Origin of the sequence: Achromobacter sp. JD-1, from assembly GCF_038594925.1 — a bacterium.
GTDB classification, from domain to species: domain Bacteria; phylum Pseudomonadota; class Gammaproteobacteria; order Burkholderiales; family Burkholderiaceae_B; genus Achromobacter; species Achromobacter spanius_C.
Genome location: NZ_JBCGCS010000003.1, coordinates 220,445 through 244,537, shown reverse-complemented (window position 1 = coordinate 244,537; position 24,093 = coordinate 220,445). Strand labels below are relative to the sequence as shown.

The window sequence follows — 24,093 nt, the reverse complement described above, 5'->3', positions numbered from 1 at the left end:
CAATGACAAATTCAAAGACGCGTACGCTGGTTACCCTGTTGAAGTGGTTCGGCCGCATCAAGCCATCAACCCGACTGCGCATCGGCGCCGTGCTGGGCTGGCTTGCGCCCCGGCTGGCAAGGTCCCGAGCGCACATCGTGCGGCGCAATCTTGAATTGTGCTTTCCCGACCAGCCGGAATCCGTGCGCGAGCAATGGGTGGCGGACCACTTCCGGGCCTTGGCACAGTCCATCGTGGACCGGGGCGTGCTCTGGTACGGCACCCCCGAGGCCGTCAAGGACATGGTCACGCAGACCGGCGCCGAACGCATCAACGAACTCACCGCCCAGGGCCGCTCCGTGATTTTGCTGGCGCCCCACTTCATTGCGATGGACGCCGCCGGCTCCCGCCTGACCATGGAAGTGCCCAGCGCCGCTTGCATGTACACGCCGCAAAGCGACCCCCACATCGACGCGGTCGTGGCCGCCGGCCGGGCCCGCTTCAACGAGGTGTTTCTGGTCAGCCGCAAGGACGGCGTGCGCGACCTGATCCGTCACCTGCGCGCGCCGCGCCCGGTCTATTACCTGCCCGACATGGACTTCGGCCCCCAGGGGTCCGTGTTCGTGCCCTTTTTCGGCGTGCTGGCCGCCACGCTGCTGGCCACCGCCCAGCTTGCCCAGAAATGGAACGCGGCCGTACTGCCCATCGTGGGCTTCTGGAACCCCGAGACCGGCCGCTATCACATAGACGTCCTGCCTCCGCTTGAGGATTTCCCCGGCGCGGCGTCCCTGGAAGACGCCACCGCCCGCCTGAACCGCGAGCTGGAATCCTGGGTGCGCCGCTGCCCCAGCCAGTACTACTGGGTCCACCGCCGCTTCAAGACCCGCCCGCCAGGCGAAGCCAAGCTCTATTGAGTCCGCTCTGGCTTCTCTCGCGCCCGAATAATGGGCGATAATCCAGCGATGAACTGGAACTTCACCAAAATGCATGGCGCGGGCAATGATTTCGTCGTGCTCGACGGGGTCCGCCAGACCATCGACATGACGCCCGAGCGCGCCCGCGCACTGGGCGACCGGCACTTCGGCATCGGCGCCGACCAGATCCTCCTGGTTGAACGCGCCACCCGCCCGGACGCTGATTTCCGCTACCGCATTTTCAATTCCGACGGCAGCGAAGTCGAACACTGCGGCAACGGCGCGCGCTGCTTCGTGCGCTTCGTGCACGAACAAGGCCTGTCCGACCGCAACCCGCTGCGCGCCGAAATCGCCACCGGCATCCTCGTGCTGGATGAAGGCGACGACGAACAAATCACGGTCGACATGGGTAGCACCCGTTTCGAGCCCGAAGCCCTGCCCTTTGACACCACCGGCCTGGCCTCGCAACGCGAAGGCGAAGACACGCTCTGGGAGCTGGACATCGACGCGCCCGCCGGCGTGCCCAGCAAGGTGCTGCTGTCCACCGTGGCCATCTCCAATCCGCATGCGGTGCAGGTGGTGGACAACGTCGACACCGCCCCCGTCGCCATCCAAGGCCCGCTGATCGAAACCCATCCGCGCTTTGCGCGCCGCGTCAACGCCGGCTTCCTGCAAGTGATGGATCGCCACAACGTCCGCCTGCGCGTCTTCGAACGCGGCGCGGGCGAAACGCTGGCTTGCGGCACGGGCGCCTGCGCCGCCGTCGCGGCCGGCATCCGCCGCGGCCTGCTGGAATCGCCCGTGCGTGTGCAAACCCGTGGCGGCGTGCTGACCGTTGCCTGGAATGGCGACCAACTGCGCATGACCGGCCCCGCCGAATCCGTGTTCACGGGGCAAGTCGACATCGACAAGCTCGTCTTCTCCATGGCGCTGAACCGCTGACCCTATGACTGATACCGCTTTCACCGCCCAAGACATCGCCGCCTTCCTGCAAGACCACCCCGGCTTCTTTGACGAGCACGCCGACGTGTTCGCCACCATGCAGGTGCCGCACCCGCATGGCTCGCGCGCCATTTCGCTGGGCGAACGCCAAATCCTGACGCTGCGCGAACGCAACCGCGAACTGGAATGGCGCTTGAACGAACTGGTGCGCAACGCCACCTCCAACGAGAGCATCGGCTCGCATCTGGCCAAGTGGTGCAGCCGCCTGCTGTCGGAAAATGACGCGCAGCGCGTGCCCGGCGAAATCGCGCTGGGCCTGGCCGAACAGTTTGAACTGAACCACGTGGCGCTGCGCTTGTGGAACCTGTCCGACCTGGCGCCCGCGGGCTACGGCGAACCCACCTCGCAAGACGTGCGCACGTTCACCGACAGCCTGAAGACGCCTTACTGCGGCACCGACACCGGGTTTGAAGCGGTGGGCTGGCTGGACAGCAAACCCAAGTCGCTGGCATTGGTGCCGCTGCGGCTTGAAGCCGATGGCCCTGCCGTGGGCTTGCTGGTGCTGGGATCCGACGACCCCGAACGTTTCACGCCTGAAATGGGCACGACGTTCCTGGAATCCATCGGTCAACTGGCTTCGGCGGCCTTGCATCGCCTGAATCCCGCGTCGCCGAAGGTCTAGCGCAAACCAGGGCGGGCGCACAATGACCCAGACCACGCAAGATGCGCCCCCGCCCGCCCCTGTCCAGCCCGCGCCTGGCGCCGAGGCCTTGCCCGACCCGATGCGCGCCTGGTTGCGCCATCTGGAAACCAACCGCCGCTATTCGCCCCACACGCTGGACGCCTACCGTCGCGAACTGCATTTCCTGAATCAGCTTGCCGACCGTGCCCGGCTGCCGCTGGACAAGATCGCCAACGGCCATATCCGCCAGTTTGTGGCCCGCTTGCATGCCGAAGGGCGAGGCCCACGCAGCCTGGCCCGCACCTTGGCGGCCTGGCGCGGCTTCTACCAATGGTGGGCCCCCGCGATCGACCTTGCCGGCAACCCCGTGGCCGGCGTGCGCGCGCCCAAGGCCCCGCGCGGCCTGCCCAAGGCCTTGTCCGTGGAACAGACCCAAGCCCTGCTTGACCGGCCCACCGCCAAGGTCGCGAACGAACCCGCCGCGCTACGCGACCAGGCCATGTTCGAATTGCTGTATTCCAGCGGGCTGCGCCTGTCGGAACTGGTGGGCTTGGACCTGCGCTACACGCGCACGGCCGATTACGAATCGCGCGGCTGGTTGAAGCTGGACGAAGCCGAGGTCGAAGTGCTGGGCAAGGGCGGCAAGCGCCGTTCCGTGCCGGTAGGCCAGGCCGCCGTTGCCGCCTTGCAGAAATGGATAGCCGCGCGCCCGCAATTGGCGCCGCCCGCCCCACGGCCGGAAGATGCGGCCGCGTTATTCCTGGGCGCGCGCGGCAAGCGCATCTCGCCCCGGATCGTGCAGTTGCAATTGGCGCAGGTTGCCCAAGCGGCGGGTTTGCCCACGCATGTGCATCCGCACGTGCTGCGCCACAGCTTCGCCAGCCATGTGTTGCAGTCGGCGCAGGACTTGCGCGCCGTTCAGGAAATGCTGGGCCACGCCAATATCTCGACTACCCAGGTCTATACCCGGCTGGATTTCCAGCATCTGGCCAAAGCCTATGACCAGGCGCATCCCCGCGCGGGGCGCAAGTCCTGAAGCGGGCTAGCCGCCTCCGGCCACCATGCCGCCCAGCAGCATGACGCCCAGCAACAGCACCACCACCGCCGCAAGCGCTTCCACCCCGTAGCGCACGCGCGCCGCGCCCGTACTCGACAGGCGTTGGCCGATGCGCGTGGCCGCGCCGCCAGCAGCCACGGCCAGGCAAGCCAGCGCCGCCACCGTCAATCCGGTGCCCAAGCCCATCGCCAATGCCGACGCCACGCCAGCCAGGAAGAAGCCCTGCGACAAAGCGAACACCAGCACGATCAGCGCGCCGCTGCACGGACGCAGCCCCACCGCCAGAATCGCCGACACGGCACGCCGCCAGTTCAACTGGCCGGCAACCTGGTCAGGCGCTGGCACATGCGCATGGCCGCAGCCGCAATCATCGTGGTGGTGATGATGATGGGGGCCGGGCTGATGCACATCGGCAGCGGCATGCGGCGCGGGCGCCGGCGCATGCACGGCGATGGCACGCAGCGCAGCCGCGCCCTTCAACGCTGACGCATGGGCCGCATTGGCCACGGCCGCCGCAACTGGCTCACGCCGACGCCGCAGCAATGGCCTGACCGCCTTGATCCACACCAGCCACGCACCCAGCAGGGTCACCAAGCCATAGGACGCCAGTTCCAACCATCGCGTCGCCTGGTTCATCGTGGCGGCGGTCGCGTTGAACACCAGCGCCAACACTGCCACCATCGCAATCGCCACCAACGCTTGAATCAGCGCGGACGCCAATGCAAGCAGCGCCCCATTGCGCGCCGTCTGCCGATTGGCCACCACATAAGAAGAGATCACCGCCTTGCCATGCCCGGGGCCCAGCGCGTGAAACACGCCGTAGGCAAACGACAGTCCAATCAAGGTCCACGCCGCACCGCCATCGGCCTGCCAGGCGCGCACCGCACCCGTCAATTGGCGGTAGAAATGGCTTTGCCAGACGGCCACTTGCCCGAAGAAACTGGCCAGCCAGCCCGGTCCGCCCATACCCGTGCCGCTTTCCGGCACGCCAAACGGATGCGCGCCCTGGGCCATGGCCACGCCCATGCCGCCCAGCAGCGGCAACAGCAGCAACGCCGCCGCCATCCACACCCCAAAGCGCCAAGAAGACAGCGTTACGGGCATCGCACCTCGATGCGGTGCGTCAGCCCCTTGGTGATGGCGAAAAGTTCGTCCGGCAATGCGTCCGGGTCGGCCGGGATCGCGGCCAGTTGCTGCATGGTCTTCCAATCCAATTCCTTGGGCTTGCGGTAGGCAGACGTACACGCCGCGGCGTTCGGGCCGCCCAGCGACACCGCGCCTTTCTCGTCAAAAGCGTACGCAACAAAATAAGTAGGGTCGTAAATATCCACCTGCGCGCCGTCGGCCCCCACCGGCAGGGGCGTGGCCAAGGGCAAGGTGAACGACAGCGTCAGGCGCGTGGTCTTGGGGTTCCAGTCGACCTTGGCATCGCGCGGCGCGGCGAACGCGGCGGTCTTGCCGCCCACGGTGACGCGGGTGAAGTAGTGCGAAATCGGTTCGCCCAGCGCCTTCATCCAGTCGTCCGCCATGCCCTTCAAGGTGGCGGCGGGCAAGGAACCGCCCTTGCCTTTCGGCAGGCCCTGCGTGGCATAGGCGCCAAACATTTCATCGAACAACCAGACCTGGCGAACCGCCGTGATGCGCTGCTGCGCGTCGACATCGATGACCGCGCGGGCGTCGATCCACATGTGCGGGTGCGCGCTGGCGGACCCTGCCGCCAGCAGTGCCGTCGCGGCGGTCAGGGCTGCAAGGCCGCGGCGAGCTGACGTACGTTCCATTCAAACATTTCCAGATAGGTAGCGCCGGGCTGTCCGGGCTTGGACAGCGCATCGGAATAAAGCGTACCACCCACCTTGGCGCCGGTCTCGCGCGCAATCTGCTGGACCAGCTTGGGGCTGGAAATGTTCTCGACGAACACCGCCGGCACCTTGTCGCGCCTGACCTGTTCAATGATGCTGGCGATTTCACGGGCCGAAGGTTCGGCGTCCGTGGATACGCCCATCGCCGAAATGAACGACACGCCGTAGGCATCACCGAAATAGCCAAAGGCGTCGTGCGACGTCACGACCTTGCGGCGCGCTTCCGGAATGGCGGCGAACGTCTTCCTGGCGGAAGCATCCACCGCTTCCAGGCGCGCGATATAGGCGCTTGCGCGCTGGCGATAGGCGTCGGCGTGCGCCGGGTCGGCGGCGGCCAGGCCCTCGGCCACATTGCGCGCATAGATCACGCCATTGGCCAGGCTCTGCCAGGCGTGGGGATCCGAATCGCCATGATGGTGATGACCTTCCTTGTGGCCGTGGTCATGATCGTGGTCGTGGTCGTGGTCGTGATCGTGCTCATCGTGCTTGCCATCGCCACCCGCTTGCGCGAACTTGCGCGGCGTCACGCCCTTGCTGGCCACCACCGTCTGGCCGGCAAAGCCGGACGCCTTCGTCAGCTTGGGCAACCAGGTCTCGAAGTCCAGGCCGTTCACGAACAGCACTTTCGCGGCGGACAGTTTCTTGGCGTCCCCCGGCGTGGGTTCATATTCGTGGGCGTCGCCGTCCGGCCCGACCAACGTCGTCAGGCTGACATCGTCGCCGCCCACTTCCCGCACGATGTCGCCCAGGATGGAGAAGCTGGCCACGGCCTTCAGCGGTTCGGCGGCATGCGACGCCCCGAACACGGCCGACAGGCACAGCCCGGTCATTGCCAACAAGGCGCGGCGACGCAGCGGCAGAATGGAACGCATAACGAATCTCCTTATGAAGTCAGGCTTGGCGCATGCGGCGCGGCGCCCGCAGCAACCCGCCTTGCGGGCCGCCGACGATGGAAAACAGGTAACAGGCGCCCGCCGCCAGAATGATCGAGGGCGACGCGGGTACGTTGAAGTGGTAGGACACCAGCAGGCCGCTCGCCGAAGCCAGCACGCCGAAGCCAGCCGCCAGCGGAATCTGCCTGGCGGCGGAGCGCACCCAGAAGCGCGCGGCGGCGGCGGGCAGCATCATGATCCCGACGACCATCAAGGTGCCCAGCACCTGGAAGCCCGCCACCAGGTTGACCACCACCAGCACCAGAAACCCCATGTGAACCCAGCCCCCGCCGCCGCCGCTGGCCCGCAGGAAACCCGGGTCCAGGCATTCGGCGACCAGCAAGCGGTAAATGGCGGCCAGCACCAACAAGGTCACGCTGGCCGTGATGGTCACCAGCAGTAGCGCCGCGTCATCCAGACCCAGCACCGTGCCGAACAGCACATGCAGCAGATCCATGTTCGAACCGCGCAAGGACACGAGCAGCACGCCCAGCCCCAGCGATATCAAATAGAAAGCGGCGAAGCTGGCGTCTTCACGCAGCGGCGTCAGCCGCGCCACCACCCCAGCCAGCAAGGCGACCGCCAAGCCGGTGGCGATACCACCCAGCATCATGGCGCCCAGCGACAGCCCGGACAGCAGGAACCCCGCCGCCACCCCGGGCAAGATCGCGTGCGACATCGCGTCGCCCATCAAGCTCATGCGCCGCAGCACCAGAAACACGCCCAACGGCGACGCGCCCAGCGACAAGGCGCAAGCTCCGGCCAGCGCGCGACGCATGAAGCCGTAGTCCAGGAAGGGCGAAACGAACCATTGCGCCAGCGTCATGCGTAGGCCCTCGCGTGCCATTGCCGCGCCACCTGCAGATGCGCGTCGCTCAAGGCGCTGGCGGTATCGCCCCACGCCACGACCGAGCCCGACAGCAGCAGGCATTCGGGAAAGTGGTCGCGCACCAGATCCAGGTCATGCAGCACAGCGATCACCGTGCGACCCTGACCGTGCAGCCCGCACAGCAACGCCATCAAATCATCAGCGGTATGGGTGTCGACCGCGGCAAAGGGCTCGTCCAGCAGCAGCACCGGCGCGTCTTGCACCAGCATCCGCGCAAACAAGGTCCGCTGCATCTGCCCGCCCGACAAGGTGTCCACACCCCGCCCGGCAGCGTCGGCCAGGCCCACGGTTTCCAGCGCATGCATGCAGCGTTCAAGTTCGTCGTTGCGAAAGCGGCGCCAGCCACCAATGCGGCGCCAGGCGCCCATGGCCACCAGGTCCAGCACCGTGACCGGAAACGAACGGTCCAGTTCGGCTGCCTGCGGCAGCCAGGCCAATTCGGAACGCCCCGCGCCGCTGATACGCACGCTGCCCGCCATGGGGCGCAGCACGCCCATGATGCCTTTGATCAAGGTCGACTTGCCCGCCCCATTCGGCCCAACCACTGCCGTCATGCCGCCGGCCGCAAAACGGCCCGACACGGACTTCAGCGCAGGGTGGCCATGCCAGCCAAAGGACGCGTCGGCCAACTCGATGGTGACGGGCGCCTTGCTCATCGCGGCCACCAGTCCAGCGCCCACCCCGTCAGCGCCCACAGCATGGCGGCCGCCACCAAGGCGACGGCCATGCGGCGCCAGGCGGAAACCAGAAAAGCAGAGCGGGGTATGGTGCCTTGCCGAAGCGCGGCGCCGGGCCGCGGGGGCAAAAGCGTGAAGTGAGACATGGAAAGCGGGCAGGCTGAAGACTAAGGATGTAAGGGCGGACGGGGGTGGAATCACGCACCGGCCAATGGCGCTGCAGCGATTCCGAATCACGGAAACCGCCCGAACGTGGCGTGATTGATTTTTACAATGTTATATCATAACTAAACTGACTTGAATCTGGCCGGAGGTGCCCGCATATCTGAGTTTTCTGCTACTTTCCTGGCATCTCGCGCGCGTCGCGCGCGTCTTTCATTCAGATAAAGCCCGCCATGCCCGTTCCGCCCCGTTCCCCCCGCAGCGACACCGTCGGCGCCCAGCTCAGCGTCGCCGAGACGCTGTGCGAACAGCGCGGCCGCCGCCTGACACCCATCCGCCGCAAGGTGCTGGAACTGCTGCTGCGCCACGGGCGTAGCCTGAAGGCGTATGAATTACTGGACGCCATGCGCGAAGTGCATCCCGGCGCAGCGCCCCCCACCGTGTACCGCGCGCTGGACTTCCTGATGGACGAAGGTCTCATCCATCGGCTGGACGCGGTCAACGCCTGGAGCGCCTGCCATGACGCCGGCGGCGCCCCGCATGATTTGTTGGTGGTCTGTACCGGCTGCGGCGCGGTAGCCGAAGTGTCCGACCCCGCCATGAGCCGCCAATTGGCCGAACGGGTCGCCCAAACGGGCTACGCCCTGGCCACGCACGAGACCGAGATCCGCGCGCTCTGTCCCCAATGCCAGAAAAAGCAGCCGGCTGATGCAGCGCATCACCACCACCATCACTGAAACGGCATGTGGCCGGACGCCCGTCATTTCCTGGCGAAAACCGGCCTCACTTGAAATCCGGCAAACCGCCCCAAAATAGTGATATCGCCGGATACCTGCCGGCCTACAGACGCGATCCGGACGGCTTCGGCCCCTGGGTTGATCCGGGGTTTGCCCCCTGCCCCCGACTGTGCTGTAATCCTGCGTCCGGCCGCTGTTGGCGGCCCACGCAGCCTGTGGCAAACATCATCCTGCACAGGGCAAAACACCCTGTCAGGGCCTTGTTGAATGCCAGGGCTTCAGCTTCGACTTCACAGTCTTGACTTCACGCTAGCAGCTTCGCCATGAACACCCCGCGCAGTTTGGACAAAATGGTTCCCGTCACCATCCTCACCGGCTTTCTCGGTGCGGGCAAGACCACCCTGCTCAAACGCATCCTGACTGAATTCCACGGCCGCCGCGTTGCGGTCATCGAAAATGAATTCGGACCGGAAAGCATCGACAACGACCTGCTCGTGCAAGACAGCGATGAAGAAATCATCGAACTGTCCAACGGCTGCGTCTGCTGCACGGTGCGTGGCGACCTCATGCGTACCCTGTCCGAGCTGCGCGCCAAGCGCGAAGCCGGCGAACTGACTTTCGAACGCGTCATCCTGGAAACCACGGGCATGGCCAACCCCGGCCCCGTCTGCCAGACGTTCTTCATGGATGACGACATCGCCGAATACTACCGCCTGGATGCGGTGGTGACCGTGGTCGATGCCAAGCACGGCATGTCCACGCTGGACGAACAACCCGAAGCCCAGAAGCAAGTCGGTTTCGCCGACCGCATCCTGATCTCCAAGCGCGACCTGGTCAATGAAGTTGACTACGAAGCGCTGCGCCACCGCCTGGTTCACATGAACCCGCGCGCGCCGATCACGCCGGTCAATTTTGGCGAAGTCGACCTGAAGTCCATCATCGACATCAGTGGCTTCAACCTGAATTCCATTCTGGACATCGACCCGGAGTTCCTGGCCGATGAGCACCCCGACGCCGCCCACAACCACGCCCACGACCATGGGCATGACCACGGGCACGATCATGGCCACGACCACGATCATGAGCACGAAGGCGAATGCGGGGCGCATTGTGATCACGCCCACCATCACCATCACCACCAGCACGACGACGAAATCGGTGCGTTCGTGTTCCGTTCCAACAAGCCGTTCGATCCCGCGCGCCTTGAAGAATTCCTGGGCGGTGTGGTGCAGGTTTATGGTCCCGACCTGATGCGCTACAAGGGCATCCTGTACATGAAGGGCATCAACCGCCGCATGTTGTTCCAGGGTGTGCACATGATGATGGGCGCCGAACCCGGCAAGCCGTGGACCGCGGCCGAGAAACCGTCCACCAAGATGGTATTCATCGGACGTAAGCTGCCCCAGGAAATTTTCACCCGGGGCTTGGAGCAGTGCCTGGCGGGGTAATCCCCCTTCCCGACGTGACGCAATGCGACGAAGGCAGTACTGTGAGGTACGAACAGCGTAGGCAGCAAGCAACACGAACCGGGAAAGGACGCCCGCGCCAGGATCGATTCATAGTGGAGTGTTTTCATGGCTACCAAGGCAGCAACTAAAAAATCAAGCAAGTCGACGAGCGATACGGCGATTGATCTGCCCAGCGAGAAGGAATTGCTGGCCATGCCCGAGTCCGACTATATGAATGAACGCCAACTGGCTTTCTTCAAGGAACGGCTCAAACAACTCGAACAGGACATCCTGGCCAACGCCGGCGAGACCACTGAGCACCTGCGCGAAACGCAGTTCGTGCCCGACCCCGCCGACCGCGCCACCATCGAGGAAGAACACGCCCTGGAGCTGCGCACCCGTGACCGCGAGCGCAAGCTGCTGAAAAAGGTGCAACAGTCCATCGCCCGCATCGACAGCGGCGAATACGGCTGGTGTGAAGAAACCGGCGAACCCATTGGCGTACCCCGCCTGTTGGCGCGCCCCACGGCCACCTTGTCGCTGGAAGCGCAAGAACGCCGTGAAATGCGCCAAAAGCTGTACGGCGACTGATCCGTCCCGTTTTCACGTCATCCCCTGAAAGGCTATGCTGGTTTCCAGCATGGCCTTTTTTATTGGCCGTCGCGCACCGCGCTTGATTTCCTTGGAACCGCCCCCAGCTAGTCCTTTCAAAGGAAGGAACGCATGGAACAATTTCACGCCACCACCATCGTGTGTGTGCGCCGCGGCAACCGCGTCGCGCTCGGCGGCGATGGCCAGGTCACCCTGGGCAACATCGTCGTCAAGGGCACGGCCCGCAAGATCCGCCGCCTGTACCACGACAAGATCCTCGCTGGCTTTGCCGGCGCCACTGCCGACGCGTTCACGCTGCAGGAACGCTTCGAGGCCAAGCTGGAAAAGCACCAGGGCAACCTGATGCGCGCCGCCGTCGAGCTTACCCGCGACTGGCGCACCGACCGCGTTCTGCGCCGTCTTGAAGCCATGCTGATCGTGGCCGACACCGAGCACACGCTGGTCTTGACCGGCAACGGCGACGTGCTTGAACCCGAGCACGGCCTGGCGGCCATCGGCTCGGGCGGCGCCTACGCGCAGTCCGCCGCGCTGGCCTTGCTGCGCAACACCGAGCTGTCGCCTGAAGCGGTCGTCAAGCAATCGCTGGAAATCGCCGGCGACCTCTGCATCTACACCAACCAGAACCACGTCATCGAAACGCTGGGTGACTGACATCCGCCACGCGGCGCACGGGAAACCTCCCTGCGCCGCGGCCGCTTCCCCAGCCCGCCGCTCTAGCTTTTAGGATTCGCCCTCATGTCCGCATCCAACATGACGCCCGGAGAGATCGTCTCCGAACTCGACAAATACATCGTTGGCCAGAACCGCGCCAAGCGCGCCGTGGCCGTCGCCCTGCGCAACCGCTGGCGCCGCCAGCAGGTTGCCGAGCCCCTGCGCCATGAAATCCACCCCAAGAACATCCTGATGATCGGCCCCACCGGCGTGGGCAAGACGGAAATCGCCCGCCGTCTGGCCAAGCTGGCCAACGCGCCCTTCATCAAGATCGAAGCCACCAAGTTCACGGAAGTGGGCTACGTTGGCCGCGACGTCGACACCATCATCCGCGACCTGACCGAATATTCGATCAAGCAAACCCGCGAACTGGAAATGCGCCGCGTGCGCACCCAGGCCGAAGACGCCGCCGAAGACCGCATCCTGGATGCCCTGGTGCCGCCCGCCCGCGGCGCCTCGGGCGAGCCGGAACGCGGTGAAGACAACAGCGCCCGCCAGACCTTCCGTAAGCGCCTGCGCGAAGGCAAGATCGACGATCTGGAAATCGAGATCGAAGTGTCGCAGGCCGCGCCGCAGATGGACGTCATGACGCCCCCCGGCATGGAAGAAATGGCCGAGCAACTGCGCGGCATGTTCGCCGGCATGGCTCGCGACAAAAAGAAGCCCAAGAAGATGAAGGTGCGCGAAGCCTTCAAGCTGATCGTCGACGAAGAAGCCGCCAAGCGCGTCAACGAAGAAGACCTGCGCACGGTTGCCATCAACAACGTTGAACAAAACGGCATCGTCTTCCTGGACGAAATCGACAAGATCGCCGCGCGCCAGGAATCCGGCGGCGCCGACGTCTCGCGCCAGGGCGTGCAGCGCGACCTGCTGCCGCTGGTGGAAGGCACCACGGTCAACACGCGCTATGGCATGGTCCGCACCGACCACATCCTGTTCATTGCATCAGGCGCATTCCACTTGGCGCGCCCGTCGGATCTGATCCCGGAACTGCAAGGCCGCTTCCCGATCCGTGTCGAACTGGAATCGCTGACCGCCGAAGACTTCGTACGCATTTTGTCCGACACGGACGCGTCCCTGACCAAGCAGTACACGGCACTGATGGCCACCGAAGACGTGCAGTTGGAGTTCACGGACGAAGGCGTGCGCCGCCTGGCCGAGTTGGCTTTCGAGGTCAATGAAACCACCGAGAACATCGGCGCACGCCGCCTGTACACGGTTATGGAGAAGCTGCTGGACGAACTGTCCTTTGACGCCACCTCCAGCCTGGACAAGCACGTGAAGATCGACGCCGCCTACGTCAATTCGCAACTGGCCGAAGCCGCAAGCAGCCAGGATCTGGCTCGCTACGTGCTGTAAGCCGGTGAGTGCAAGGGTGCGACAAGGTCGCGGCCCTTGCACCTGCTTGCACTGCAAAAAAGCCGCTTACCGCGTGATTGCGATAAGCGGCTTTTTCATGCGCGCGGTCAGTTCGTGATCGCCGTCACTACGTATTTGCCATCCTTGCGGGTCGCCGTGAAACGCACCTTGTCGCCCGCCTTGATCTTGGCCAGCAGCGCCGGATCCGCGTCATAGACCAGCGTCATCGCTGGCAAATCCAGCGCCTTGATCTCGTCATGCTTGATCGTCACCTTGCCGGCGGCCGGGTCGACACGACGCACTTCGCCGCTGGCATCGGCCTGCTGCGCAAACGCCAGGGGCGTGGCCAGCGACACAACGGCCATCGCGGTGGCGACGGCCATGGGCATTGCATACTTGCGGTCAAAAGCCATACAGGCATCCTCCATTGACACCGAAAGCCGCCCGGGCAGCACCGCCCGGTCTGCTTTCCACAGTGCTAGGATACCGCCGTTATGAAACAGTTCCTGCGGCAGAACGCAACAATCCTGACGGTTGATTGCGAGAGCACTCCTTCAACGGGGCGCTGGCTTACCGCAAGACGCAAACTATTCCCCTTTATCCCGACTCAGGACCGTCTATGGCCAACCGCTTATCTGTCATTGCCACTCGCACGGGGGACGACGGCACCACCGGCCTGGGGGACGGAACCCGTATCCCCAAGGACGCACCACGGATCGCCGCCCTGGGCGACGTGGATGAGTTGAACAGCGTGATTGGCGTGCTATTGAGCGAAGCATTGCCAGAGGACGTAGCGGCGGACCTCTTGGCAATCCAGCACGATCTTTTCGACATGGGCGCCGAACTCTGCATCCCGGGCCATACCGCGCTCACCGACGAACAAGTGGCACGCCTGGACGCGCAGGTAGCCCATTACAACGCGACGCTGACACCGCTGCGCGAGTTCATACTGCCTGGTGGAACACGCGCGGCGGCGCAAGCGCACGTGGCGCGAACGGTATGCCGAAGGGCCGAACGGGCTGTCGTGGCGCTGGCGGAAACGGAAGCCGTGAACGCTCCGGTCCGGCAGTACCTGAACCGCTTATCGGATTTGATGTTTGTGCTGGCGCGGTGTATCAATCAGCGTGCGGGACAGCAAGATACGTTTTGGGCGGGCGCCCAGGCTCGCCAGTAAGGCGCGGCCGGAACATGCCGGAGGCTAACAGCCGAGGGTGCTAAATACATGAGCATTATTGTGACCGGCGGCGCCGGGTTCATCGGATCGAATTTTGTGCTGGATTGGCTCGCCCAAAGCGATGAGTCGGTGATCACACTGGATAAACTGACCTACGCCGGCAATCTGGACAATCTGGCGCCGCTGGCCGGCGACGCCCGCCATCGGTTCGTACACGGCGATATCGCCGACCAGGCAACCGTGCTCGGCCTGCTTCGCGCGCATCGCCCCCGTGCCCTGGTCAATTTTGCCGCTGAAACCCATGTCGACCGGTCTATAGCCGATCCGGGCGCTTTCATACAGGCCAATGTGCTGGGCACTTACCAGTTGTTGGAAGCCGCTCGCAGCTATTGGGCCGAGCTCGACACGCAAGACAAGGCCGATTTCCGCTTCCTGCATGTGTCGACTGACGAAGTGTATGGGTCTCTGGACGATGGCGGCGCGCCCTTCACCGAGCGCACCCCCTACGCCCCCAACAGCCCCTATTCCGCCAGCAAGGCCGCCAGCGACCATTTTGTTCGCGCGTATCACCAGACCTACGGCCTGCCGGTGCTGACGTCCAACTGCTCCAACAACTACGGTCCTCGGCAGTTCCCGGAAAAACTGATTCCGCTGGTCATTCACCAGGCCTTCGCCGGCAAGCCGCTGCCACTATATGGCGATGGCCAACAGCGGCGCGATTGGTTGTACGTTTCCGACCATTGCGACGCCATCCGCAGGATGCTGGAGGCAGGCGCGCCGGGGGCTACCTACAACGTGGGCGGTTGGAACGAAATTTCCAATCTTTCGCTTGTACGTGGTCTTTGTCAGCAACTGGACCGCCTGCGACCCCGCGCGGATGGCAAATCGTATGCGGAGCAAATCGTCCACGTTCCCGACCGGGCGGGACACGACCGTCGTTATGCCGTCGACGCCTCTCGATTGCAGCGCGAGCTTGGGTGGGTTCCCGCCCATACATTCGAAACAGGCATGCTGAAGACGATTCAGTGGTACTTGCACGAGACCCAGTGGGTGGCAAACGTCGCCAGTGGCGCGTATCGCGTGAACCCAGAGATTCCGCCGGAGCGCGCGTGAAGATCCTCTTATTGGGCAAAACCGGGCAGATTGGCCGCGAATTGCAGCGGACCATGCCTGCCTTGGGCGACGTGATATCTCTTGGCCGCGCAGACGTCGACCTGGGCGATCAGTCCGCGCTATGCGCAGCGCTGTCGGCTCATCAACCCGACGTCATCGTCAATGCGGCGGGCTACACCGCCGTCGACCTGGCAGAATCGCATCCGAAAGCGGCCACCCTGATCAATACGCACGCCGTCGCCACCCTGGCGCGGTACGCCAAGCGGTCACAGGCCTTGCTCGTTCAGTACTCCACCGATTATGTCTTCGACGGGTCAAATCCGTCGCCCTACACTGAAACGGATACGCCAAACCCGCTAAACGTCTACGGCGTCACCAAACTGGCCGGAGAAGCCGCGGTCCTGGACAGCGGCTGCGATGCCTTGATTCTGCGCTGCAGCTGGGTCTACGCGACACATGGCAATAACTTTCCTGCCACCATCCTGCGCTTGGCGCGGACACGCGAGACCCTGAGCGTCGTGGCGGACCAAATCGGCGCGCCCACCGCTGCGGCGCTGATCGCCGATGTCACCATGCAGGCCGTTGCGAAGCGCCGCCAGCAGGACATGGCTGGTGGCATTTATCATGTGGCGGCCAGCGGCGCCACAAGCTGGCATGCCTACGCGCAATATCTGATCGCGGGCGCCGCCAAGCGTGGCATGCCGCTAAGGCTCACGCCTGAACGCATTCAATGCGTCACGTCGGAAGACCATGGTGCCGCCGCCATGCGTCCTAGCAATTCCAGGCTAGACACCTCGCGGCTCGCCGCTGCGCTGGGGATTCGCTTTGCTGACTGGACACGCGACGTCGACGCTCTGTTGGACCAACTTGTAGCGCGCGGCGATCACCGCGGAGACCAACCATGACGCGCAAAGGCATCGTACTGGCCGGCGGGTCCGGCGCCCGGCTGCATCCGGCCACGCTGGCGATCAGCAAGCAGTTGCTTCCCGTCTTCGACAAACCAATGATCTACTACCCGCTCACCACGTTGATGCTGGCCGGGATACGCGACATTCTGGTCATCTCCACGCCCCAGGACATTCCCCGTTTTCAACAGTTGCTACAGGACGGCTCGCAATGGGGGCTCAACCTGGAATACGCCATTCAACCTTCGCCCGACGGTTTGGCGCAGGCCTTTTTAATCGGCGCGCCATTCATTGGCCACAGTGCGACAGCATTGGTGTTGGGCGACAACATTTTCTATGGCCATGAGCTGCCCAGATTGCTGCAGAACGCCAACCAACGCACGGCCGGCGCCACGGTTTTCGCTTATCACGTACAGGACCCGCAACGCTACGGCGTGGCCCAGTTCGACCAGCGCGGGCAGGTGCTGTCGATTGAAGAAAAGCCAGCCGTACCGCTATCCAGCTACGCGGTGACCGGTTTGTACTTCTACGACAACAACGTCATTGAGATTGCCCGCGGTATCAAGCCATCCGCGCGCGGCGAGCTAGAAATTACCGACATCAACCAACGCTATCTTGAGCGGGGCAAGCTTGCCGTGGAAATCATGGGCCGCGGCTATGCCTGGCTGGACACTGGCACGCATGAATCACTATTGGAAGCCAGCCAGTTCATTGCCACGCTAGAGCACCGGCAAGGTCTGAAGGTGGCGTGCCCGGAAGAAATCGCCTACCGCCAGAAGTGGATCACCGCCGAGGAACTGGAAAAGCTGGCAATGCCGTTGTCAAAAAGCGGCTACGGCAAATATCTGCATCGCGTGCTATCGGACACGGTGTTCTGATGAAAGCGCTACCGCAAACTTTGCCCGACGTGTTGCTACTGGAGCCACGCGTGTTCAACGACGCGCGCGGATTTTTCTTCGAAAGCTTCAACGAACGCGTCTTCCAAGCGGTCACGGGGCTACAACGGCATTTTGTACAAGACAATCACTCGTGTTCGGCCAAAGGCGTGCTGCGCGGCCTGCACTATCAGCTTGAACGTCCGCAGGGGAAACTCGTGCGCGTATGCGCAGGCGAAATCTTCGACGTGGCGGTGGACGTGCGCCGCGACTCACCCACGTTCGGGCAGTGGGTGGGCACGCGCTTGAGTGCGGCGAACAAGCTTCAGCTGTGGATTCCCGAAGGGTACGCACATGGCTTTCTGGCGTTATCGGATTCGGCCGAGGTGCTGTATCGGACCACGGACTATTACGCGCCAGACCTTGAGCGATGCATCCGCTGGGACGATCCCGATCTGTCTATCGCATGGCCCTGCAGTCAGGCGCCGGTACTGTCCGAAAAGGACAGCCTGGGCGCCTTCCTGAAAGACGCCCAACTGGGTTGATCAATTCACCCCAGCCGCATGCGCCTGTTCATCCGCGTGATACGAAGACCGCACCATCGCGCCCACCGCCGCATGCGAAAAGCCCATCGCATACGCTTCACGCTCAAACATCGCGAACGTATCCGGGTGCACATAACGCAGCACGGGCAAGTGGTGTTCAGACGGCTGCAGATACTGACCAATCGTCAGCATATCCACGTTGTGCTCGCGCATGTCGCGCATCACTTGCAGGATTTCTTCATCCGTTTCGCCCAGACCCAGCATCAGTCCTGACTTGGTGGGCACTTCGGGGTGCAGCTTCTTGAATTCAGCCAGCAGCTTCAACGAGTGCATGTAGTCCGAACCCGGACGTGCCTGCTTGTACAAGCGCGGCACGGTTTCCAGGTTGTGGTTCATGACGTCCGGGGGGCCGGCGTTCAGGATAGTCAGCGCGCGGTCCAGACGGCCGCGGAAGTCGGGGACCAGCACTTCAATGCGGGTGGTGGGCGACAGTTCGCGGATGTGCGTGATGCAGTCCACGAAGTGGCCCGCGCCGCCGTCGCGCAAGTCATCGCGGTCCACCGAGGTGATGACCACGTAAGACAGCTTCAGCGCGGCAATGGTGCGCGCCAGGTTCTCGGGTTCTTTGGTGTCCAGCGGATCGGGGCGGCCATGGCCCACATCACAGAACGGGCAGCGGCGGGTGCACTTGTCACCCATGATCATGAACGTGGCCGTGCCCTTGCCGAAGCACTCGCCGATATTCGGGCAGGAGGCTTCTTCGCAGACCGTGTGCAAATTGTGTTCGCGCAGGATGCGCTTGATGTCGTAGAAGCGCGAGCCGGGCGCGGCGGCTTTCACGCGGATCCATTCGGGCTTTTTCAGGCGTTCGGCCGGGACGATCTTGATGGGGATGCGTGCCGTCTTGGCTTGCGACTTCTGTTTTTGCGTCGGATCGTAGACGGCTTCCACGGGAGCGGAAGCAGCAGCGGATTCGTTCGGGGGAACAGCGGACTCGGCGAGCGTAGACATTGGGCACCTTCGCAACCGGCGCGCAGAATGGCCCGGTTAGAGACAAAAAAGGCATTTTACCCTCCGCCGCCCCGGTGCGCCGCAGAGGCGCGGACGCCCGCCTGCCCCAACGAATGAGACAAGAGCCGCCGATGCCTGGCGAGCCCCATGGCCGGCTGGGTTATCGTCTTGCCTGATAAATTTGCTGACTTCCTTGTTATGTCCCTCCTTCCCCCGCCACGCCTTGTCGCTTTGATCGCCCCCCGCCTGGATAACGGGCCCGCAAGCCGTGCCATGCAAGCGTGTGCGGAACGCCTGGCGCCCCAGGGCTACTTTCTGACGGCGGGCCCATGGCACGACCCGGCCATGCTGCCGCAACTTGCCGCGCTGCATCCGGCCGCGGCGCTAGTCATCGGCCCGCTGGACGAACCCGCGTTGCGCGCCGGCTTGGCGGCGCTGGAAATACCGGTGGTGGAAACCTGGAGCGCATCGGCGCACCCGCTGGACACCGCCGTGGTCATCGACAATGAAGAGGCCGGCCGAGCGGCGGCGCGTCATCTTGCCGAGAAGCGCCATGCGCTGGTGGCCTGCATCAGCGCCGACAATCCGTGGGAACGCGCGCGCCGCCAAGGTTTCATCAGCGCCGCGGCGGCGTTGGGACTGGATCGGGTGGCGGATATCGTGCAGCCGGAAGTGCTGCGGATGAACGACGGCCGCATGGCATTCTTGCGCTTGCTGGCCACCAACACGATTTTTGATGCGGTATTTTGCACGTCCGACCTGCTGGCCGCGGCGGCGGTGTCGGAAGCCCACAATCGCGACCTGCATGTACCGCAGGATCTGGCGGTATTGGGGTTTACGGACGACGGCAGCGCCGCGCAATGGGCGCAAGGCCTGACCACGTTGGGGATAGATGCCGAAGATTTGGGCCGTCGGGCTGCGCAGGTATTGCTGGACCGCCTACAAGGTGAGCTGGCGGCCGGCCAGCATCAAACGCTGGACGTCACGTTCGAACCCCGCCTAAGCACGTAGGATGGGTGCAGCGCGAAAGATCGGTCAAAAGAACTTCACCGTAGATCGCGCGAAACCCATCAGACGAACGTGGCGCTGTAGCGGAACGTCCCACAACAAGGACGTTACTCAATGCCGCCGCAGCCGAACCTGGCAGCGATTCTGGATTGCTTGATTGCCTTGTGGCGAAACTGGCCAGGACGCTGGCGGTGCTTGATGGGTTGCGCGCGATCAGTGGTGGGGTTCTTGTAGCGGGTTTCTCGCGCTTCACCCATCCTACGGTCCTACGTCCCGCGCTTCATACCTCGTATAGCGCAGGAAAGCCGCTGTCTTGCAACAGCGTATTCGCTTCTTTCAGGAATGCCGGCGTGGCGGTTTCTGGTACCTGGACCAGCCATTGGACTGCTTCCTCTTTCTTGCCGCGCAGCAGCAAGAGTCGGCCCAGATGGAACATGCCGCGAAAATCGCCGCCCTCGGCGCAACGCTGGTAGCAGTCGAAGGCGCGTTCCAGGTCTTGTTCGACCACCTCGCCCGCTTCGTAAAACCGGCCAACCACGCCGATGGATTTCACATGCCCGGCCTGTGCCGCCTGCTGGTAAAGCGCCAGTGCCGCGGCCTTGTTCTGCGTCACACCGCCCCGGCCTGCGCGCAGCATGTGCGCGTAGTTGTACATGCCCCAATCCAGTCCGTGGTCTGCGGCCAGCCTGAACCAATACGCCGCAACGGTATCGTCGGCCGGCACGCCCCAGCCATTTTCGTAGCAGCGCCCCACCATATTGATGGCCATCGGATGATCGGCATTGGCGGCGCGTTTGAACCAGACCAGCGCGGCGTCGGGCTGGCGCGCCACGCCCACGCCGTCCAGCAGCATCTGGCCGTAGATGGTCTGCGCTTCGACCAGCCCAAGCTCAGCCGCCGCCCCGATCCAGGCGGCGTAGGGTTCCGGTGGGCCTTCACGCAATTGGGCCAGTTGTTCTGGCGTGGTCGCGGCGACATCGGCGGCGGTGTAAGCGGTCTTCAAAACGGTCTTCAAATCTGTTTTCAAAGCGTGCTTCTTGCGCGGCGCCAGGCGTCCGCCAGATTCCGCGCCAGCGCGTCGCCCACGTCGGTGGGCAAGCGGCGCACGCCGCAGGCCGCCATGTCGACGGTGCGCAGCCCTTCGTAGCCGCAGGGGTTGATGCCCAGGAAAGGAGCCAGGTCCATATCCACATTGAGCGACACGCCATGATAGGCGCGCCCGTTGCGGATCTTGATGCCCAGCGCCGCGATCTTGGCGAGTTCGCCGCTGCCGGGGCCCAGATCGGGGTCCGGCACGTACACGCCCGGCGCGCCGGGCTTGCGACAGGCGCCATCCACGCCGTGCTGCGTCAGCGTGTCGATAACGGCGCCTTCCAGCAGCGTGACGTATTCCTTCACGTACATATCCACGCGACGCAGGTCGAACAGCGCATACGCCATGACCTGCCCTGGCCCGTGATACGTCACCTGGCCGCCGCGGTCGCAATGCACGATGGGGATGTTGCCGGGGTTCAGCACATGTTGCGGCAGGCCAGCCTGGCCCAAGGTGTAGACCGGCGCATGTTCGCAAAGCCAGATCTCGTCGGGCGTATCGGCGCCGCGCAGCGCGGTATACGCCTGCATGTCCTGCCAGACCGGCAGATAGTCCGCCGGCCGCGCGAGCCACTTGATCACGGCAATTCCGGTTTACAGAACGATGGACACCATCGGATGGCCGTGCAAGGCCTTGTACAGGTTGTCCAATTGCTCGCGCGAGGTGGCGCGCACGATGAACGTCAAGCCCATGTAGTTGCCGCCCTTGCTGGGGCGCATCTCGACCGTGGCGGCGTCAAAGCCGGGGTCGAACTGCAACACGACGTCAGTCAGCGTCTGGGCGAATTCGGGATGCTGCTTGCCCATGACCTTGATGGGAAAGTCGCTGGGATATTCGATAAGCGATTCTTCGGGCGGAATATGCATGAGAGTGACCTAGAGAGGTGGTTGCCCCTGAATGTTTTTATATGGGGGCAAGCTGCGCGCAGGCAAGGCCGGCCGGAAGGTCGGGCGGCTGTGGCAGCCGCCCGGTACTGCGGCTTACAGCGCGGCGATGCGGGCATCATAACCCGCTCGCAACTGCTCAAAAACAGGGCCGGGCTTGCCCGAACCCACCGGCTTTCCGTCCAGCGAAACAATCGCCAGCACTTCCTTGGTAGCCGAAGACAGCATCAGTTCGTCGGCGGATTCCACCTCTTGCTGGCTGATACGGCGCGACTCGAAGGGGATGCCCGCGGCTTCGGCCAATTCGCCCATCAGGCCGTAGCGGATGCCTTCCAGGATCAGGTTGTTCTTGGGCGGCGCCAGCAGCTTGCCACCCGACACGACCCAGATGTTGGTGGACGAGCCTTCGGTCAGGTAGCCATCGCGAAACTGCACGACTTCGTCGGCGTTCGCATCCACCGCCTGCTGCTTGGCCAGCACGTTACCCAACAGCGACACCGACTTGATCTCGCAATGCAGCCAGCGTTCGTCGGGAATGCTGATGGCGGTCAAGCCCTGCGTGCGCTGCGCGGCGGGCGGCGGGGACCACGCCGAAATCATGCCGAACACGGTGGGCGTGACGGGGGTGGCCGGAAACTGGTGGTCGCGCTTGGCCACGCCGCGCGTGACCTGCAAGTAGACAATGCAGGTGTCCAGATTGGTACGCGCCAGCAACTGCTCGATCAGGTCGACCCAGCCCGCGCGGTCCAGCGGCGGCGCGATACGCAAGGCTGCCAGGCTGCGATCCAGGCGGTTAAGGTGCTCCGCCATGCGGAATGCCTTGCCCTGGTACACGGGAACGACTTCGTAAATGCCGTCGCCAAAAATAAAACCGCGGTCCAGGACAGAGACTTTCGCCTCGTCGACACGCAGGAACTCGCCGTTGAGATACACCTGGCTTTCGCCCGGCACGCCCGGAATCATGGGGTACTCCTGAAGGATCAAACGTCGCGGACAAACCCGGTGGGCTTGCCTGAAAATAGAAAACGGGCGTTTCGCACGAAACGCCCGCTGCTAGCTTACACCCGCGCCCGCGCCCGTGGCGCGACGCGCTTACTGGAACCAGCGCTTTACGGTGTCGGCCATGCGGCCGAAGAAGCCCGCGCGTTCAACGGCGTCTTGCACCACCAACGGTTCAGTGCGCAGCACCTTGCCGTCCAGCGTGAACTGCAGCGTGCCCACCTGTTGGCCCTTGGTCAGTGGGGCGATCAGCGGATCGGTGCGCTGAGCCACCGGCTTCAAGTCACCGGCCTTGCCGCGCGGCACCGCGATCGACACCGGGTTCGGCGGACCCAGCTTGACGTTGTCCGCCGTGCCTTCCCACACGCGGGCGTCGATTCCGGGTTGGCTCTTGTCGAACAGCTTCACGGTATCGAAGTTCTGGAAGCTCCAGTTCAAGAGCTTCAGGCTTTCTTCGGCGCGCGTGGCTTCGCTGTCCGTACCCACCACCACCGTCAGGATGCGGCGGTCGCCCCGCACCGCGGTCGACACCAGGCAGTAGCCGGCCGAGTCGGTGTGGCCGGTCTTCATGCCGTCCACCGAGGGGTCGGCCCACAGAAGGCGGTTGCGGTTCGGCTGCGTGATCTTGTTGTACGTGTAGCTTTTCTGCTTGTAGTAGTGAAAGTAGTCGGGGTGATCGGTGATCAGGTGCGACGACAACGTGGCCAGGTCGCGCGTGGAGGTCACGTGCTGCGGATCCGGCAGGCCGGTTGCGTTCATGAAGTGGGTGTTCTTCATGCCCAGGCGTTCGGCTTCCTGGTTCATCAGCGCGGCAAACGCCGATTCGCTGCCGCCCACGGCTTCGGCCAGCGCCACGGAGGCGTCGTTGCCGGACTGCACGATCATGCCTTGATTCAGTTCGTCGACCGTCACCGGTTTGCGCGGTTCGATGAACATGCGCGACCCGCCCGTGCGCCAGGCGTGCTCGGACACGGGCACCGTCTGCTCCAGCGTCAGGCGCTTTTCTTCCAGCGCGTTGAACACCACGTAGGCCGTCATGATCTTGGTCAGCGATGCCGGCTCGACCTTCATGTCGGGGTTGGACGCGGCCAAGGTCTGACCGCTGTTCACGTCGATCACGATCCATGCCTTGGCGGCGATGGTGGGCGCCGGAACTGCCGACACATCACCCACCGGCACCGCGCCCGTGGCCGCTGGCGCGGGCGCCGCGGTGCCGCTAGCCGCCGGTGTGGCGGCGGGCGCCGGTTGCGACCAGGCCGGCATCGAGGCCGCGAGCATCGCCGACAACACAGCGCCTGTGATCAGGCGGCGGGTAAAGACAACGGGGGAGTGAACGGAATAAGGCAATTTCTTCATCGGCAACGTGGGTCCCAGGAAAGACGCCCGCCGGCGCGGGGCTGATGGCTGACAATTATAGGCAGGCGATTGGACCGGTCCGCTTCGCAGGGGGTTCCCGGTGCGTTTAAAACATGCAACCTGATGCAACCTGACGCCTGGCTGATGCAAGCGGACGCATGGCGCCAGCG

Annotated in this window: 27 protein-coding genes; 15 read left to right on the top strand and 12 right to left on the bottom strand. The window is 64.0% G+C overall.

Annotated features, from left to right (window positions below):
* Window positions 1–2: 2 nt before the first annotated feature.
* Genes WBR68_RS06805 through xerC form a run of 4 tightly spaced genes read left to right on the top strand, consistent with a single transcriptional unit; the run spans window position 3 to window position 3,553 of the window.
* A complete protein-coding gene (locus WBR68_RS06805) occupies window positions 3–893 on the top strand; it encodes a lysophospholipid acyltransferase family protein (protein WP_050446152.1) in 891 nt (296 codons plus the stop codon).
* A 30-nt stretch (window positions 894–923) separates the two neighbouring features.
* Window positions 924–1,835, top strand: coding sequence for a diaminopimelate epimerase (gene dapF / locus WBR68_RS06800; RefSeq protein ID WP_127186099.1), 912 nt, complete (start codon window positions 924–926; stop codon window positions 1,833–1,835).
* Between the two features lie 4 nt (window positions 1,836–1,839).
* Window positions 1,840–2,517: a DUF484 family protein gene (locus WBR68_RS06795; protein ID WP_127186100.1), complete on the top strand. Its 678-nt coding sequence runs from the start codon at window positions 1,840–1,842 to the stop codon at window positions 2,515–2,517.
* A 22-nt stretch (window positions 2,518–2,539) separates the two neighbouring features.
* On the top strand, window positions 2,540–3,553 hold the full coding sequence (xerC, locus tag WBR68_RS06790) for a tyrosine recombinase XerC (protein WP_127186101.1): 1,014 nt from the start codon (window positions 2,540–2,542) through the stop codon (window positions 3,551–3,553).
* Between the two features lie 6 nt (window positions 3,554–3,559).
* Here xerC and WBR68_RS06785 read toward each other — a convergent pair whose 3' ends face one another.
* Genes WBR68_RS06785 through WBR68_RS06765 form a run of 5 tightly spaced genes read right to left on the bottom strand, consistent with a single transcriptional unit; the run spans window position 3,560 to window position 7,910 of the window.
* Window positions 3,560–4,678 carry a nickel/cobalt transporter gene (locus WBR68_RS06785; RefSeq protein WP_050446149.1) on the bottom strand — a complete coding sequence of 373 codons (1,119 nt, stop codon included), beginning with the start codon at window positions 4,676–4,678 and terminating at the stop codon, window positions 3,560–3,562.
* On the bottom strand, window positions 4,669–5,352 hold the full coding sequence (locus WBR68_RS06780; RefSeq protein WP_127186102.1) for a DUF1007 family protein: 684 nt from the start codon (window positions 5,350–5,352) through the stop codon (window positions 4,669–4,671). Before WBR68_RS06780 ends, WBR68_RS06785 begins: the two co-directional genes overlap by 10 nt.
* The gene (locus tag WBR68_RS06775; protein WP_127186103.1) at window positions 5,313–6,305 is read right to left on the bottom strand and encodes a metal ABC transporter substrate-binding protein; all 993 of its coding nucleotides are present in this window, start codon (window positions 6,303–6,305) and stop codon (window positions 5,313–5,315) included. The genes WBR68_RS06780 and WBR68_RS06775 overlap by 40 nt, the downstream gene beginning before the upstream one ends.
* 19 nt (window positions 6,306–6,324) lie before the next feature.
* Complete coding sequence (locus tag WBR68_RS06770) at window positions 6,325–7,191, bottom strand: metal ABC transporter permease (protein WP_127186498.1); 867 nt, start codon at window positions 7,189–7,191, stop codon at window positions 6,325–6,327.
* Window positions 7,188–7,910, bottom strand: coding sequence for a metal ABC transporter ATP-binding protein (locus WBR68_RS06765; protein ID WP_127186104.1), 723 nt, complete (start codon window positions 7,908–7,910; stop codon window positions 7,188–7,190). The genes WBR68_RS06770 and WBR68_RS06765 overlap by 4 nt, the downstream gene beginning before the upstream one ends.
* Window positions 7,911–8,326: 416 nt before the next feature.
* Here WBR68_RS06765 and WBR68_RS06760 point away from each other — a divergent pair, with 416 nt between their 5' ends.
* The 5 genes from WBR68_RS06760 (at window position 8,327) to hslU (ending at window position 12,960) form a co-directional block, all read left to right on the top strand.
* Window positions 8,327–8,830: a Fur family transcriptional regulator gene (locus WBR68_RS06760; RefSeq protein WP_050446145.1), complete on the top strand. Its 504-nt coding sequence runs from the start codon at window positions 8,327–8,329 to the stop codon at window positions 8,828–8,830.
* 323 nt (window positions 8,831–9,153) lie between these two features.
* Entirely contained in the window at window positions 9,154–10,278 is a 1,125-nt protein-coding gene (locus tag WBR68_RS06755; RefSeq protein WP_127186105.1) for a CobW family GTP-binding protein, read from the top strand.
* 126 nt (window positions 10,279–10,404) lie between these two features.
* On the top strand, window positions 10,405–10,869 hold the full coding sequence (gene dksA, locus WBR68_RS06750; RefSeq protein ID WP_006216410.1) for an RNA polymerase-binding protein DksA: 465 nt from the start codon (window positions 10,405–10,407) through the stop codon (window positions 10,867–10,869).
* Window positions 10,870–11,001: 132 nt separating this feature from the next.
* Window positions 11,002–11,541, top strand: a complete 540-nt coding sequence (gene hslV, locus WBR68_RS06745; RefSeq protein WP_006216412.1) for an ATP-dependent protease subunit HslV — start codon at window positions 11,002–11,004, stop codon at window positions 11,539–11,541.
* An 84-nt stretch (window positions 11,542–11,625) separates the two neighbouring features.
* Window positions 11,626–12,960 (top strand): ATP-dependent protease ATPase subunit HslU, encoded by a 1,335-nt coding sequence (gene hslU, locus WBR68_RS06740; RefSeq protein WP_127186106.1) that lies wholly within the window; start codon window positions 11,626–11,628, stop codon window positions 12,958–12,960.
* A 107-nt stretch (window positions 12,961–13,067) separates the two neighbouring features.
* Here the strand turns inward: hslU and WBR68_RS06735 are convergent, their stop codons facing one another.
* On the bottom strand, window positions 13,068–13,373 hold the full coding sequence (locus tag WBR68_RS06735; RefSeq protein WP_006216414.1) for a copper-binding protein: 306 nt from the start codon (window positions 13,371–13,373) through the stop codon (window positions 13,068–13,070).
* Window positions 13,374–13,579: 206 nt separating this feature from the next.
* Here WBR68_RS06735 and WBR68_RS06730 point away from each other — a divergent pair, with 206 nt between their 5' ends.
* From WBR68_RS06730 to rfbC, 5 genes are read left to right on the top strand one after another with little or no spacing between them, the layout of a single operon-like run.
* The gene (locus tag WBR68_RS06730; protein WP_127186107.1) at window positions 13,580–14,134 is read left to right on the top strand and encodes a cob(I)yrinic acid a,c-diamide adenosyltransferase; all 555 of its coding nucleotides are present in this window, start codon (window positions 13,580–13,582) and stop codon (window positions 14,132–14,134) included.
* A gap of 48 nt (window positions 14,135–14,182) precedes the next feature.
* Complete coding sequence (rfbB, locus tag WBR68_RS06725; RefSeq protein WP_127186108.1) at window positions 14,183–15,247, top strand: dTDP-glucose 4,6-dehydratase; 1,065 nt, start codon at window positions 14,183–14,185, stop codon at window positions 15,245–15,247.
* Window positions 15,244–16,152: a dTDP-4-dehydrorhamnose reductase gene (gene rfbD / locus WBR68_RS06720; RefSeq protein WP_127186109.1), complete on the top strand. Its 909-nt coding sequence runs from the start codon at window positions 15,244–15,246 to the stop codon at window positions 16,150–16,152. The genes rfbB and rfbD overlap by 4 nt, the downstream gene beginning before the upstream one ends.
* The gene (gene rfbA, locus WBR68_RS06715) at window positions 16,149–17,030 is read left to right on the top strand and encodes a glucose-1-phosphate thymidylyltransferase RfbA (protein ID WP_127186110.1); all 882 of its coding nucleotides are present in this window, start codon (window positions 16,149–16,151) and stop codon (window positions 17,028–17,030) included. The genes rfbD and rfbA overlap by 4 nt, the downstream gene beginning before the upstream one ends.
* Complete coding sequence (gene rfbC, locus WBR68_RS06710; RefSeq protein ID WP_127186111.1) at window positions 17,030–17,572, top strand: dTDP-4-dehydrorhamnose 3,5-epimerase; 543 nt, start codon at window positions 17,030–17,032, stop codon at window positions 17,570–17,572. Before rfbA ends, rfbC begins: the two co-directional genes overlap by 1 nt.
* Here the strand turns inward: rfbC and lipA are convergent, their stop codons facing one another.
* Entirely contained in the window at window positions 17,573–18,583 is a 1,011-nt protein-coding gene (gene lipA / locus WBR68_RS06705; protein ID WP_127186112.1) for a lipoyl synthase, read from the bottom strand.
* A gap of 198 nt (window positions 18,584–18,781) precedes the next feature.
* Here lipA and WBR68_RS06700 point away from each other — a divergent pair, with 198 nt between their 5' ends.
* Window positions 18,782–19,594: a substrate-binding domain-containing protein gene (locus WBR68_RS06700; protein WP_127186113.1), complete on the top strand. Its 813-nt coding sequence runs from the start codon at window positions 18,782–18,784 to the stop codon at window positions 19,592–19,594.
* A gap of 277 nt (window positions 19,595–19,871) precedes the next feature.
* On the opposite strand, the gene WBR68_RS06695 is transcribed toward WBR68_RS06700, so the two are convergent.
* The 5 genes from WBR68_RS06695 to WBR68_RS06675 all read right to left on the bottom strand — a co-directional run bounded on the left by WBR68_RS06695 (window position 19,872) and on the right by WBR68_RS06675 (window position 23,923).
* Entirely contained in the window at window positions 19,872–20,594 is a 723-nt protein-coding gene (locus tag WBR68_RS06695; protein WP_050446246.1) for a tetratricopeptide repeat protein, read from the bottom strand.
* Window positions 20,595–20,614: 20 nt separating this feature from the next.
* The gene (gene lipB, locus WBR68_RS06690; RefSeq protein ID WP_050446136.1) at window positions 20,615–21,265 is read right to left on the bottom strand and encodes a lipoyl(octanoyl) transferase LipB; all 651 of its coding nucleotides are present in this window, start codon (window positions 21,263–21,265) and stop codon (window positions 20,615–20,617) included.
* A 12-nt stretch (window positions 21,266–21,277) separates the two neighbouring features.
* Window positions 21,278–21,550, bottom strand: coding sequence for a YbeD family protein (locus WBR68_RS06685; protein ID WP_006216435.1), 273 nt, complete (start codon window positions 21,548–21,550; stop codon window positions 21,278–21,280).
* A gap of 114 nt (window positions 21,551–21,664) precedes the next feature.
* On the bottom strand, window positions 21,665–22,531 hold the full coding sequence (locus WBR68_RS06680; protein ID WP_164741320.1) for a D-amino acid aminotransferase: 867 nt from the start codon (window positions 22,529–22,531) through the stop codon (window positions 21,665–21,667).
* Between the two features lie 129 nt (window positions 22,532–22,660).
* Entirely contained in the window at window positions 22,661–23,923 is a 1,263-nt protein-coding gene (locus tag WBR68_RS06675) for a D-alanyl-D-alanine carboxypeptidase family protein (RefSeq protein WP_127186115.1), read from the bottom strand.
* Window positions 23,924–24,093: the final 170 nt, after the last annotated feature.

Excerpts from the sequence above, each read along its gene's own strand:
- WBR68_RS06805 (WP_050446152.1), top strand. The coding sequence starts at position 3 with ATGACAAATTCAAAGACGCGTACGCTGGTTACCCTGTTGAAGTGGTTC.
- dapF (WP_127186099.1), top strand. The coding sequence starts at position 924 with ATGGGCGATAATCCAGCGATGAACTGGAACTTCACCAAAATGCATGGC.
- WBR68_RS06795 (WP_127186100.1), top strand. The coding sequence starts at position 1,840 with ATGACTGATACCGCTTTCACCGCCCAAGACATCGCCGCCTTCCTGCAA.
- xerC (WP_127186101.1), top strand. The coding sequence starts at position 2,540 with ATGACCCAGACCACGCAAGATGCGCCCCCGCCCGCCCCTGTCCAGCCC.
- WBR68_RS06785 (WP_050446149.1), bottom strand. The coding sequence starts at position 4,678 with ATGCCCGTAACGCTGTCTTCTTGGCGCTTTGGGGTGTGGATGGCGGCG.
- WBR68_RS06780 (WP_127186102.1), bottom strand. The coding sequence starts at position 5,352 with ATGGAACGTACGTCAGCTCGCCGCGGCCTTGCAGCCCTGACCGCCGCG.
- WBR68_RS06775 (WP_127186103.1), bottom strand. The coding sequence starts at position 6,305 with ATGCGTTCCATTCTGCCGCTGCGTCGCCGCGCCTTGTTGGCAATGACC.
- WBR68_RS06770 (WP_127186498.1), bottom strand. The coding sequence starts at position 7,191 with ATGACGCTGGCGCAATGGTTCGTTTCGCCCTTCCTGGACTACGGCTTC.
- WBR68_RS06765 (WP_127186104.1), bottom strand. The coding sequence starts at position 7,910 with ATGAGCAAGGCGCCCGTCACCATCGAGTTGGCCGACGCGTCCTTTGGC.
- WBR68_RS06760 (WP_050446145.1), top strand. The coding sequence starts at position 8,327 with ATGCCCGTTCCGCCCCGTTCCCCCCGCAGCGACACCGTCGGCGCCCAG.
- WBR68_RS06755 (WP_127186105.1), top strand. The coding sequence starts at position 9,154 with ATGAACACCCCGCGCAGTTTGGACAAAATGGTTCCCGTCACCATCCTC.
- dksA (WP_006216410.1), top strand. The coding sequence starts at position 10,405 with ATGGCTACCAAGGCAGCAACTAAAAAATCAAGCAAGTCGACGAGCGAT.
- hslV (WP_006216412.1), top strand. The coding sequence starts at position 11,002 with ATGGAACAATTTCACGCCACCACCATCGTGTGTGTGCGCCGCGGCAAC.
- hslU (WP_127186106.1), top strand. The coding sequence starts at position 11,626 with ATGTCCGCATCCAACATGACGCCCGGAGAGATCGTCTCCGAACTCGAC.
- WBR68_RS06735 (WP_006216414.1), bottom strand. The coding sequence starts at position 13,373 with ATGGCTTTTGACCGCAAGTATGCAATGCCCATGGCCGTCGCCACCGCG.
- WBR68_RS06730 (WP_127186107.1), top strand. The coding sequence starts at position 13,580 with ATGGCCAACCGCTTATCTGTCATTGCCACTCGCACGGGGGACGACGGC.
- rfbB (WP_127186108.1), top strand. The coding sequence starts at position 14,183 with ATGAGCATTATTGTGACCGGCGGCGCCGGGTTCATCGGATCGAATTTT.
- rfbA (WP_127186110.1), top strand. The coding sequence starts at position 16,149 with ATGACGCGCAAAGGCATCGTACTGGCCGGCGGGTCCGGCGCCCGGCTG.
- rfbC (WP_127186111.1), top strand. The coding sequence starts at position 17,030 with ATGAAAGCGCTACCGCAAACTTTGCCCGACGTGTTGCTACTGGAGCCA.
- lipA (WP_127186112.1), bottom strand. The coding sequence starts at position 18,583 with ATGTCTACGCTCGCCGAGTCCGCTGTTCCCCCGAACGAATCCGCTGCT.
- WBR68_RS06700 (WP_127186113.1), top strand. The coding sequence starts at position 18,782 with ATGTCCCTCCTTCCCCCGCCACGCCTTGTCGCTTTGATCGCCCCCCGC.
- WBR68_RS06685 (WP_006216435.1), bottom strand. The coding sequence starts at position 21,550 with ATGCATATTCCGCCCGAAGAATCGCTTATCGAATATCCCAGCGACTTT.
- WBR68_RS06680 (WP_164741320.1), bottom strand. The coding sequence starts at position 22,531 with ATGATTCCGGGCGTGCCGGGCGAAAGCCAGGTGTATCTCAACGGCGAG.
- WBR68_RS06675 (WP_127186115.1), bottom strand. The coding sequence starts at position 23,923 with ATGAAGAAATTGCCTTATTCCGTTCACTCCCCCGTTGTCTTTACCCGC.